Here is an 11,264-nt window from a genome sequence, read left to right as displayed (position 1 = left end):
GCTCACGCTCCCGTGGCGACGAGGACGACGGCGACCGCCAGGACGACGGTGCCGGCGAGCAGCGCGCTCACATAGGTCTGCACATTGCCGGTCTGCGCCCGCCGTACGGCGGCCCCGAGCAGCCGGGGCAGGGCGGCCGCGCCGCCGACGTAGGTGTCGACGACCTCGCGGTCGAGGAACCGGACGAGACTCGCGCCGGCCTGGACCGGGCGGACGAACAGTGCCGAGTACACGGCGTCCAGGTGGAAGCCGGCGGCCGCGGGCCGGCGCAGCGGGCCGAGCAGCAGTCGCGCCGGGTCCGCCGGGTCGGGTGCGTAGGCGATGTCGCCGTAGGCCGGTTCGTGGGTGGCGATGGCCTCGGCCTCGACCAGTCCGGCGTCGGCCTCGGGGTGGGCGGCGACCGCGCCGAGCGGGGCGCGGGCGGCGAGCCCGGTGGTCCGCTGCCAGGCACCGTAGGTGAGCAGCCCGCCGACGACGGCGAGGCCCGTGCCGAGGATCGAGGTCAGGAGGGTCGGGGTCAGGTCACGGCCGTCGAACCAGCCGGGCAGCGAGCGGTAGGCGAGCCCGCCGAAGGCCAGGGAGGGGACGGTGAGGACCCAGAGCACGACGGTCATCGTCAGCGGCTGGCGGCCGTGGTCGGGGGCCTCGGCGCCCTTGCCGCGGAACGCCAGCAGCCACAGCCGGGTGGCGTAGGCGGCGGTGAGCAGGGCGGCCAGCAGGCCGGCGACGAGGACGATCCAGCCGGCGGCGCCGGGCACGTGCGCGGCGTGGCCGCCGGCGGCGTGCTCGGCGGCACCGAGGACGGACTCCTTGGAGAAGAAGCCGCTGAACGGCGGGATCGCGGCGAGCGCGAGCAGCGCCACGGTCATCGTCCAGAAGGCGTCCGGGACGCGGTCGCGCAGGCCGTGCATGCGGGACATGGCGGCCAGCGAGTTGGTGCCGGCGGCGTGGATGATCACGCCGGCCGCGAGGAACAGCAGCGCCTTGAAGGCACCGTGGGACAGGAGGTGGAAGACGGCGGCGCCGCGGTCGCCGACGGCGAGGGCGCCGGTCATGTAGCCGAGCTGGCCGATCGTGGAGTAGGCGAGGACGCGCTTGATGTCGTCCTGGGCGAGCGCGGCGAGACCGGAGCCGGCCATCGTGACGGCGGCCATGACGGCGAGGACCACCATCGCGGCCGAGGAGGCCTCGAAGACGGGGAGGAGACGGGCGACGAAGTAGACGCCGGCGGCGACCATCGTGGCGGCGTGGATGAGCGCCGAGACGGGTGTCGGGCCGGCCATCGCGTCCGGCAGCCAGGTGTGCAGCGGGAACTGCGCCGACTTGCCCGCCACGCCGGCGAGGAGCAGCAGCGCGATCACGGTCGGGTGGTCGAGGCCGCCGCTCGCGACGGTGCCGAGGACCCGGGTGATGCGGAAGGACCCGGCGTCGGTGCCGAGGGCGAACAGGCCGATGAGGAACGGCACGTCACCGAGCTTGGTGACGAGGAAGGCCTTCAGGGAGGCGGCGCGGGCCTCGGGGGTCTCCCAGTAGTGGCCGACCAGGAAGTAGGAGCAGATGCCCATGACTTCCCAGCCGACCAGCAGCACGATCAGGTCGCCGGAGTAGACGACCAGGAGCATCGCGGAGGTGAACAGGGAGACGAGGGCCGCGTACGAGGGGTAGCGCGGGTCGTCGCGCAGGTAGCCCGTCGAGTAGATCTGCACGCAGGTCGCGACGAAGGCGACGAGGACGGCGACGAGCGCGGCGAAGCCGTCGATGTCGAGGGCCAGGTCGATCGGCACGGAGCCGGTGGGGGTCAGCTCGGTGTAGGCCTCGATGGCGGGGCCGCCGGCCTGCCGGGCGGCGACCAGTGCGGCCAGCGCGAGCGCCGCGAGGGGCGGCAGCACGGCGAGCGGGCGGACGAAGCCGGGTGCCGTGCGGCCCAGTAGCAGGCCGGCCGCGGCGCCGAGGAACGGCAGGAGGGGGACGAGGACGGCGAGGGTGGTCGTGGTCACGCGGTGGCCTCAGCCTTCTCGGCCGCGGAGGAGCCGGGGCCCGCGATCTCGGGGCCGCCGGTCTCGGGGCCCTCGGCGGTGTCGCGGAGCTTGTCGATGTCGGAGGTGCCGCGGTTGCGGTGGACGGCGAGCACGATCGCCAGGCCGATGCCGATCTCGGCGGCGGCGATGGCGATCGTGAACAGGGTCAGCGCCTGGCCGGAGTGCAGGGTCTCCTTGGCGACGCGGCTGAGCCAGACGTCGAAGGCGACCAGGTTGAGGTTGACGGCGTTGAGCATCAGCTCGACCGACATCAGGACCAGGATCGCGTTGCGGCGGGCGAGGACGCCGTAGAGGCCGGTGCAGAAGAGGAGGGCGGAGAGCACGGCGGGATAGGCGAGGTGCATCAGCGGGCGCCTTCCTTCTCGGCCGGGGTGTCCGCTGTGGCCTCGGGTGCGGCGCTCGCGTCCGCCTTCGCCTTGCGGGACAGGACGATCGCGCCGACCAGGGCCGCGAGCAGCAGGACGGAGAGGGCCTCGAAGGGCAGGACCCAGTGCTGGAAGAGGCTTTCGCCGGTGACGCGGGTGGTGCCGGCGGGCGGCCCGTCCAGGTCGATCCAGGTGGCGCGGAAGGCGTCGACGACCACCCACACCAGGGCGGCCGCGGCGGCGATCGCGACGGCGAGGGCGGCCCAGCGGTTGCCGGAGTCGGCGTCCGGGGAGTGGCCGATGGGTGCCCTGGTGAGCATCAGACCGAACAGCAGGAGGACGACGACGGAGCCGACGTAGATCAGGACCTGCACCCAGGCGATGAACTCGGCCGTGAGCAGCAGGTACTCGACGGCGAGGCCGCCGAGGGCGACCACGAGCCAGAGGGCCGCGTGGACCAGCTGCCGGGTGGTGACGGTGATCAGTGCGGCGCCGAGGGTGACGAGGCCGACGAGGAGGAAGGCGATCTCGACGCCGGTCGGGGACAGGAAGCCGGGCGGGGCCGCCGCGAGGCTCACGGCTGCTGCGTGGTTCATGACGTGCCCTCCCCCGGTTCGGCCTGCGTGGCGGCCAGCTTCTCGGCGGTCTTGCGGGCGGCCGCGATCTCCTTGGGTTCCTCCGCGCCGGGGTCCAGGGCGGGCGGGGCCGGGACCGTCCACATCCACTCGCGGAGCTTGTCCCGCTCGTGGGTGAGGTCGCGGATGTCGGTCTCGGCGTACTCGAACTCCGGGGACCAGAACAGCGCGTCGAAAGGACACACCTCGATGCAGATACCGCAGTACATGCACAGGGAGAAGTCGATGGCGAACCGGTCGAGGACGTTCCGGCTGCGCTCACGGCCGCCGGGGGCGGCGGGCGGGACCGTCTCCTTGTGGGAGTCGATGTAGATGCACCAGTCGGGGCACTCGCGGGCGCAGAGCATGCAGACCGTGCAGTTCTCCTCGAACAGGCCGATCACGCCGCGGGTGCGGGGCGGGAGTTCGGGCTGGACGTCCGGGTACTGCTCGGTGACCGTCTTCCTGGTCATCGTGCGGAGGGTGACGGCCAGGCCCTTGGCGAGGCCGGAGCCGGGGATCGGGGCCATCTAGGAGATCACCACCTTGACGATGCCGGTGAGGGCGATCTGGGCGAGGGAGAGGGGGACGAGGAGGGTCCAGGAGAGCTTCTGGAGCTGGTCCTCGCGCAGCCGGGGGTAGGTGACGCGGAGCCAGATGACGACGAACGCGAGGATCGCGGTCTTCAGCAGGGTCCACACCCAGCCCAGGCCGTCGGTGCCCCACGGGCCGTGCCAGCCGCCCAGGAAGAGGACGGTGGTCAGGCCGCACAGGACGACGATGCCGGCGTACTCGGCGAGCAGGAACAGGGCGAAGCGCAGACCGGTGTACTCGGTGTACGCGCCGAAGATGATCTCGGAGTCGGCGACGGGCATGTCGAAGGGCGGACGCTGGAGTTCGGCGAGTCCGGCGACGAAGAAGACGACCGCACCGACGAGTTGCCAGGGCACCCACCACCAGTGGAAGCCGTGCAGGATGCCGGGGAGCGAGACGGTGCCCGCGGCCATGGCGACGGAGGCCGCCGCCAGCAGCATCGGGAGCTCGTACGCGAGCAGCTGGGCGGCCGTGCGCAGGCCGCCGAGCAGGGAGAACTTGTTCGCGCTGGCCCAGCCGGCCATGAGGGAGCCGAGCACGCCGACGCCCATCACCGCGAGCACGAAGAACACGCCCGCGTCGAGGACCTGGCCGACGGCGCCCTCGCTCGGGCCGATCGGGATGGCGAGCAGGACGAGGAGGTAGGGCAGCAGGGCGACGGCGGGGGCGAGCTGGAAGACGCGCCGGTCGGCGCCGGCCGGCACCACGTCCTCCTTCTGCGCGAACTTCACGCCGTCGGCGATGAGCTGGGCCCAGCCGTGGAAGCCGCCCGCGTACATCGGGCCGAGCCGGCCCTGCATGTGCGCCATCACCTTGTGCTCGGTCTGACCGACGATCAGCGGAAAGGTGAGGAAGACGACGAACACGATCAGGAGTCGCAGGGCGACGTCCGGCACGTCGTTCACTGCGGGCCTCCTGTGGGGTCGTCAGGGGTGCGGTCTTGGGGAGCGGGGTCTTGGGGGGCAGGGTCGTGGGGGTCCTGCGGCCCGGAGTCCTCGGGGGTGCGCTTGCCGGGCTCGGGGCTTTCGGAGGCCGGGCTTTCCGAGGCCGGGCTTTCCGAGGCCGGGCTTTCCGAGGCCGGGCTTTCCGAGGCCGGGCTTCCGTGGCCCTCGGAAGTGGGCGCCTCCGGTGCCGGGCTCTCGGGTGCGGGGTCCTTCGGTGCCGGGCTCCCGGCGGCCGGGGATTCGGGGGCCGGGGATTCGGGGGCCGCGGTTTCGGGGGCCGCGGTTTCGGGCGCCGGGCTCGCGGGTGCCGCCGCTCCGGGCGACGGGCTTTCGGGCGCCGCGGTCTCGGCACGCTCGGCCTTCTTCTCCCCCGGCTGCGGCTCGGACTCCGGCTCGTCGAACGCCGGGCGGGCGTGGTGCCAGGGGGCGTCCGCGCTGCGCGGCGCGGCGGCCCTGTGGGCGGGAGCCGCAGGGGTCGCCGGCTCCGCGGGCCCGGTCGGCCCCGTCTTCTCCGTCGGCTCCGCGCCGACGGCTTCGGTGCGCTGGGACGTCGAGCCTTCGGAGGCGCTGCGGGCGCGGCGCGGGCGGGACGGTGCCGGAGCCGTGCCCGGCTCGTGCGCCACGGAGGCATCCGCGGCCGGTCCGGACGCCGCCGCCTGTGTGGCGTCGCCCTCGGCCGCGGCCTCCTTCCGCGTCGCCGCGTCCCCGGCAGGTGCCGCGTCCCCGGCCGGAGCCGTGCTCCCGCCCGGCGCCGCGGTCTCGGCCGGCGGCGCCGACTGGCTCGCCGAGCCCTCGCTCGCGCTCCGCATCCGGCGCGGACGGGCAGCGGCTCCGCCGGCTCGCGGCGCTCCGGCGGCCCCGGAGGGCTCCGTGGTGCCCGCGGCTTCGGCCGGGCCGGCCACCGCACCGGTCTCCTCGGTCTGGCTCGCGGATCCCTGCGCCGCCGTGCGGGTGCGCCGTACCGGACGGTCACCGGCCGCCGCGCGCGCCGCTCCTCGGGCCGGGCGGGCGGGGGCCGGGGGCAGCTGGCCCTTGAGCGGGCCCCACTCGTTCGGGTCGGGGACGCCCGGGGGCAGCATCTGACGGCGCTTGGGGCCGCCGTGGTCGGACTCGCCCGGCTCCTTCGCCCCGGGCCAGGCCTTGGCGACACGGGCGGCGAGGACGAAGTCCTTGCGGAGGGGGTGGCCCTCGAAGTTCTCGGGGAGCAACAGGTGCTCCAGGCCCGGGTGGTCGGCGAAGTCGACGCCGAACATCTCGTGGGTCTCGCGCTCGTGCCAGGCGGCGCCCGCGTAGACGCCGACGGCCGAGGGGAGCGCCGGTGCCTCGTGCGGCACGGTCGTGCGGACCAGGAGCCGGCGGACCGGGTCCAGCGCGACGACGTGGGCGGAGACGCGGAAACCGGTGCCGGGCTCGTCGACCGCGCTCAGCCAGTCGAAGTAGGTGCAGGACAGGGTCGTACGGGCCGTCTCCAGGGCGGTGAGCCAGGAGGACGGCGGTACGTCCACGGTGAGGACGCCGTACGACTCCTCGGCCGTGGCGTCCGTGCCGAAGAGTTCCTCCGCGGGGGCGGGCAGCCAGCCGACCGTGCTCATCGGGCGTCCCCCTCGGCGGCCGGGGCCGGGGGCTTCACCAGGCCGCTCTGCAGGGCGGCCGCGGACGGCCGGGCGGAACCGGTGCCGTACCGCTCGTCCAGCGACTCGCGGGCGATCTTCTCCTGGAGCTTGAGGATGCCCTGGAGCAGTGCCTCGGGGCGCGGCGGGCAGCCGGGGACGTAGACGTCCACCGGGATGATCTGGTCGACGCCCTTGGTGACGGAGTAGGAGTCCCAGTAGGGGCCGCCGCAGTTGGAGCAGGCGCCGAAGGAGATGACGTACTTCGGCTCGGGCATCTGCTCGTACAGGCGCTTGACGGCCGGGGCCATCTTGTCGGTGACCGTGCCGGAGACGATCATCAGGTCGGCCTGGCGGGGTCCCGGGGCGAAGGGGATGACGCCGAGCCGGATGAAGTCGTGGCGGGCCATCGACGCGGCGATGAACTCGATCGCGCAGCAGGCGAGCCCGAAGTTGAAGACCCACAGCGAGTAGCGGCGGCCCCAGTTGAGGACCACCTTCATCGGCTCGGGTGCGAGGCGTGCCAGAGTGCCGAGCCGCTTGGGCTCGGGCAGCGCGACGGGCCCGGGCCCCGGGGGTACGGATGCGGCCGAGGGGTTCACGTCCATGCCAGGACGCCCTTCTTGTATGCGTACAGCAGGCCCACGGCGAGGAAGCCGAGGAAGACGAACATCTCCACGAGGGTCGTCGCGCCGTAACCGGGGGCGGCGAAGACCGTCGCCCAGGGGAACAGGAAGATCGAGTCGACCGCGAAGATCACGTACAGGAACGCGTAGACGTAGTAGCGGACCTGGGTGTGGGCCCAGCCCTCGCCGACGGGGTCGACGCCGCACTCGTAGGTCAGGAGTTTCTCGGGGGTCGGCACGACCGGGCGCAGCAGACGGCCGGCGCCGAAGGCGACCGCGACGAACAGCACACCGACGACGGCGAGCAGTCCCACCACCGCATAGGACCGGAAGTAGCCGGCCGCGACGACGTTCGCCGTGGCGATCGTCGAGTCTCCCAACGTCTCCCGCACGGTGCGCCCCTCGCTCCCTGACCTCGTGACCTTCGTGAACTCTGTGATGCGACATCATTCGAGGATCTGTACGCACGGGAGTCTAGGCCCTGATAAAGAACTGGTAAGCAGCCCGTCACGGCGTGAGACGTGTGCGGGCGCCCCGGCCGGGACCGGGGTGGGGTTTTCCCCAGGCGGCGGAGGGCGGCGTACCGCATGGCGCGAGGGGTGCCGGGCACGGCAGGCTGACCGGTATGACCGCTCCCAGCTCCGCCGCCGGCCGCTTCGACGGCATCGGCCGGACCGACGGCCCCGACCGGACCGACGGCCCCGACCGTCCGCCTCCGCTCCGGCCGGCCTACGACACGTACACCTGGAAGGAGATCGCACATCTCCTGCTGAACCTGCCGGTGGCGGTGTTCGGCTTCGTCTACGCCGTCACGGCGCTGGCCACCGGGGGCGCGCTCACGCTGACGGTCATCGGCCTGCCGCTGCTCGCGCTCGCCCTGCTGGGCGCCCGGCAGCTGGGCAAGCTGGAGCGGGCCCGGGCCCGGAAACTGCTCGGGGTGCGGGTGGAGGAGCCGACGCCGCTGCCGCTCGCCCGGAGCGGGGGGCCGGTGCCACGGCTGTGGATGGCGCTGAAGGACCCGGTGGGCTGGCGGACCCTGCTGTACGACGCCATCCGGCTGCCCTGGGGCATCCTCACCTTCTGCACCGTGCTGGTGTCGCTGTTCGTGCTGTGGCCGGTGCTGCCGTACCTGGCGCGGGGGCTGGCGAACGTCGACCGGGCGATGGTGCGGGGGCTGCTGTCGCCCTCAGACGAGCTGGAACGCCGTATCGCCGAACTGGAGTCCGACCGCGGGGTCGTGGTCGACACGGCGGCGGCGGATCTGCGCCGGATCGAACGGGATCTGCACGACGGCGCGCAGGCCCGGCTGGTCAACCTGGCGATGGGGCTCGGGCTGGCCAAGGAGAAGCTGCTGGAGGACCCCGACGCCGCCGCGGCGATGGTGGACGAGGCGCACGGCGAGGTGAAGCTGGCCCTCCAGGAGCTGCGCGACCTGGCCCGGGGCATCCATCCGGCGGTGCTCACGGACCGGGGCCTGGACGCGGCGCTGTCGTCGGTCGCCTCCCGCTGCACCGTGCCGGTGAAGGTGACCGCGGACCTGCCCGCCCGTCCCGCTGAGGCCATCGAGGGCATCGCCTACTTCACGGTCTCCGAGCTGCTGCAGAACGTCAGCAAGCACAGCGGGGCGCGTTCCGCCTCGGTGGACGTGTGGCGGTCGGCGGACCGGCTGCTCATCCAGGTACGGGACGACGGCCGGGGCGGCGCGCGGCTCGACGGCGGCAGCGGTATGCGGGGGCTGGCGGAGCGGCTGGGCGCGGTGGACGGCCTGTTCGTCGTCGACTCGCCGGACGGCGGCCCGACGGTGGTCACCGCGGAGCTGCCGTGGCGCGACCGGAAGGCGTAGCCGCGCCTCCCGCGCGCGGTCCGCACGCACGCCGGGCCCGGGGCCGTACGGAACAGCCGTACGGCCCCGCGGTCGTCTCCCGGCACGGCTCGTCCGACCGCGCCGCGCCCCGGGGGGGTGGGGAAAACCCCCGTCCCAAGACGCCGACGGCCTTCATGGCTCCGTGCGGCGGCGCGCACGACTCTGGAGACACGGCCGAAGCGGCCGCCCGGACGAGGAGAACGGAACGACATTCGATGGCCACGGAGTACGGACAGCGGTACGGGCGAGGGCACGACCGGCCCGCCGGCACCGGTCACCGGCTGCCCGCGGCGCTGCGGGCGCCGTTCGAGGCACGCACCCTGCGCGAGTTCGGCCATGTCCTGCTGAGCCTGCCGGTCTCCATCGTCCTGTTCACCTGGGCGGTGGCGATGGTGCCGCTCGGGGCGGGACTGCTGGTGACCTTCCTCGGCATCCCGGTGCTGGCCGCCGCGCTCGCCGGCTGCCGGGGCTTCGGCGTCCTGGAGCGGGCGCGGGCACGCGCGCTGCTGGGCGTTGACGTGGCCGACCCGGAACCGTTGCGGACGACCAAGCCGGGCGCCCTGGCCTGGATGGGCGCGGTCCTCAAGAGCGGCAGTTCCTGGCGACACCTGCTGTACGCGGTGGTGCAGTTCCCGTGGGCGGTGTTCGCGTTCTCGGTGGCGGTGAGCTTCTGGACGGTCGGCTGGACGCTGCTGAGCTATCCGCTGTGGTTCTGGGTGTTCCCGGCGTACGCCGGCACCGGCGGTGTGCAGCTCTACGGCGACGACCACCACAGCGTCTATCTCGACAACCCCTTCGAGATCACCGTGACCTGCCTGGTCGGGCTGCTCTTCACGCTGGCCACGCCGTGGCTCGTACGGGCCCTGACGACCGTGGACGGGCTGCTCGTCCGGGGGCTTCTCGGGCCGTCGCGACTGTCGGCGCGGGTGGTGGAGCTGGAGTCGGACCGCGGGGTCGTGGTCGACACGGCCGCCGCCGATCTGCGGCGCATCGAGCGGGACCTGCACGACGGGGCGCAGGCCCGGCTGGTCGGCCTGGCCATGGATCTGGGGCTGGCGAAGGAGAAGCTCCGGGAGGACCCGCAGGCGGCGGCGCGCATGGTGGACGAGGCGCACGGCGAGGTGAAGACGGCCCTGCAGGAGCTGCGCGATCTCGCCCGGGGCATCCATCCCGCCGTGCTGACCGACCGCGGCCTGGACGCGGCCCTGTCCGCGGTCGCCTCCCGCTGCACGGTGCCGGTGCGGGTCGAGGTCGACCTGCCCGCCCGGCCGGTCCCGGCCATCGAGGGCATCGCCTACTTCACCGTCTCCGAGCTGCTGCAGAACATCAGCAAGCACAGCCGGGCCCGGTCCGCGTCGGTGGACGTGTGGCGCTCGGAGGACCGGCTGATGCTCCAGGTGATCGATGACGGCGTGGGCGGCGCGGACGTCTCCCGCGGCTCGGGTCTGGCCGGGCTCGCCGGCCGGCTGGACGCGGTGGACGGCGTCCTCCTGGTCGACTCGCCGGCCGGCGGCCCGACCCGCGTGATCGCCGAACTGCCCTGGCGGACGACCGCCTGACGGCTCGTACCCCCGCGAAGCCCCCGGGCCCCGGCCGCGAGCCCGGAGACCGGCACCGCCTCCCTCCCGCCCGCATCGCCGGAGCGCGGCGGCGGTGCGGCCCGAATGCTGGAATGCTGGACCTTCGTACGGACGCGCGTCCGGCACGGACGTCGTCGCGGGATCGGGCTCGGGGGGCCGGAAGATCATGGAGGACAGGGTGCGGGTGGTCATCGCCGAGGACTCGGTGCTGCTCAGGGAGGGGCTGACCCGGCTGCTGACCGACCGCGGGCACGACGTGGTGGCCGGTGTCGGGGACGCGGACGCGCTGGTGAAGACCATCGCCGACCTGGACGCGCAGGGCGAGCTGCCCGACGTGGTGGTGGCGGACGTGCGGATGCCGCCGACCCACACCGACGAGGGCGTGCGGGCGGCCGTGGCGCTGCGCAAGGCGCACCCCGGGCTCGGGGTGCTGGTGCTGTCGCAGTACGTGGAGGAGCGCTACGCCACCGAACTGCTGGCCGGATCCAGCCGGGGTGTGGGCTATCTGCTCAAGGACCGGGTCGCCGAGGTGCGGGAGTTCGTCGACGCGGTGGTGCGGGTCGCCGAGGGCGGTACGGCGCTGGACCCGGAGGTGGTCGCGCAGCTGCTCGGCCGCAGCCGCAAGCAGGACGTGCTGGCCGGACTGACCCCGCGCGAGCGCGAGGTGCTCGGACTGATGGCCGAGGGGCGCACGAACTCGGCGATCGCCCGGCAGCTGGTGGTCAGCGACGGCGCCGTGGAGAAGCACGTCAGCAACATCTTCCTGAAGCTCGGCCTCGCTCCGAGCGACGGCGACCACCGTCGAGTTCTGGCCGTTCTCACCTATCTGAACTCGTGACGGACGTGTCCGCGGCGCGTCGCCCGCCCCTCCGGGGACCCCGGCGAACGGGGTACCCGGACGGGAGCGGAAGGAGGGATCCGCGGGACCCGCGGGGAGCGCCTCGGCCGGTGCCCGGACGGCGCGGGACATCATGGGAACCCGGTGCGACAGGCCGTCTCGAAATGTGATCCGTTCCACGGATGCCACC

General features: G+C 73.6%; 11 protein-coding genes. 3 read left to right on the top strand and 8 right to left on the bottom strand.

Features of this window, described 5'->3' with window-relative positions; genetic code table 11:
• Positions 1–2: 2 nt before the first annotated feature.
• Genes BLW57_RS22680 through BLW57_RS22645 form a run of 8 tightly spaced genes read right to left on the bottom strand, consistent with a single transcriptional unit; the run spans position 3 to position 7,184 of the window.
• Positions 3–1,997, bottom strand: a complete 1,995-nt coding sequence (locus tag BLW57_RS22680) for an NADH-quinone oxidoreductase subunit 5 family protein (protein WP_093476959.1) — start codon at positions 1,995–1,997, stop codon at positions 3–5.
• Entirely contained in the window at positions 1,994–2,383 is a 390-nt protein-coding gene (gene nuoK, locus BLW57_RS22675) for an NADH-quinone oxidoreductase subunit NuoK (protein ID WP_093476957.1), read from the bottom strand. The genes BLW57_RS22680 and nuoK overlap by 4 nt, the downstream gene beginning before the upstream one ends.
• Positions 2,383–3,000, bottom strand: a complete 618-nt coding sequence (locus tag BLW57_RS22670; RefSeq protein ID WP_093476956.1) for an NADH-quinone oxidoreductase subunit J family protein — start codon at positions 2,998–3,000, stop codon at positions 2,383–2,385. The genes nuoK and BLW57_RS22670 overlap by 1 nt, the downstream gene beginning before the upstream one ends.
• On the bottom strand, positions 2,997–3,548 hold the full coding sequence (locus BLW57_RS22665) for a NuoI/complex I 23 kDa subunit family protein (protein ID WP_093476954.1): 552 nt from the start codon (positions 3,546–3,548) through the stop codon (positions 2,997–2,999). The genes BLW57_RS22670 and BLW57_RS22665 overlap by 4 nt, the downstream gene beginning before the upstream one ends.
• Positions 3,549–4,517: a complex I subunit 1/NuoH family protein gene (locus BLW57_RS22660; protein ID WP_093476952.1), complete on the bottom strand. Its 969-nt coding sequence runs from the start codon at positions 4,515–4,517 to the stop codon at positions 3,549–3,551.
• Positions 4,514–6,148, bottom strand: a complete 1,635-nt coding sequence (locus BLW57_RS22655; protein ID WP_093476950.1) for an NADH-quinone oxidoreductase subunit C — start codon at positions 6,146–6,148, stop codon at positions 4,514–4,516. Before BLW57_RS22655 ends, BLW57_RS22660 begins: the two co-directional genes overlap by 4 nt.
• Positions 6,145–6,774 (bottom strand): NADH-quinone oxidoreductase subunit B, encoded by a 630-nt coding sequence (locus BLW57_RS22650; RefSeq protein ID WP_093476948.1) that lies wholly within the window; start codon positions 6,772–6,774, stop codon positions 6,145–6,147. The genes BLW57_RS22655 and BLW57_RS22650 overlap by 4 nt, the downstream gene beginning before the upstream one ends.
• Positions 6,765–7,184 carry an NADH-quinone oxidoreductase subunit A gene (locus tag BLW57_RS22645; RefSeq protein WP_093476945.1) on the bottom strand — a complete coding sequence of 140 codons (420 nt, stop codon included), beginning with the start codon at positions 7,182–7,184 and terminating at the stop codon, positions 6,765–6,767. The genes BLW57_RS22650 and BLW57_RS22645 overlap by 10 nt, the downstream gene beginning before the upstream one ends.
• Positions 7,185–7,417: 233 nt before the next feature.
• Here BLW57_RS22645 and BLW57_RS22640 point away from each other — a divergent pair, with 233 nt between their 5' ends.
• From BLW57_RS22640 to BLW57_RS22630, 3 genes are all read left to right on the top strand, one after another.
• Complete coding sequence (locus BLW57_RS22640; RefSeq protein WP_093476942.1) at positions 7,418–8,635, top strand: sensor histidine kinase; 1,218 nt, start codon at positions 7,418–7,420, stop codon at positions 8,633–8,635.
• A gap of 236 nt (positions 8,636–8,871) precedes the next feature.
• Positions 8,872–10,215 carry a sensor histidine kinase gene (locus BLW57_RS22635; protein ID WP_093476940.1) on the top strand — a complete coding sequence of 448 codons (1,344 nt, stop codon included), beginning with the start codon at positions 8,872–8,874 and terminating at the stop codon, positions 10,213–10,215.
• Positions 10,216–10,402: 187 nt separating this feature from the next.
• The gene (locus BLW57_RS22630) at positions 10,403–11,074 is read left to right on the top strand and encodes a response regulator transcription factor (protein ID WP_093476937.1); all 672 of its coding nucleotides are present in this window, start codon (positions 10,403–10,405) and stop codon (positions 11,072–11,074) included.
• Positions 11,075–11,264 lie beyond the last annotated feature (190 nt).

The organism is Streptomyces sp. 1222.5 (assembly GCF_900105245.1).
Lineage (GTDB): Bacteria > Actinomycetota > Actinomycetes > Streptomycetales > Streptomycetaceae > Streptomyces > Streptomyces albidocamelliae.
Note: the sequence above shows the minus strand (reverse complement) of the source record. Positions and strands in the feature narration are given on the sequence as shown.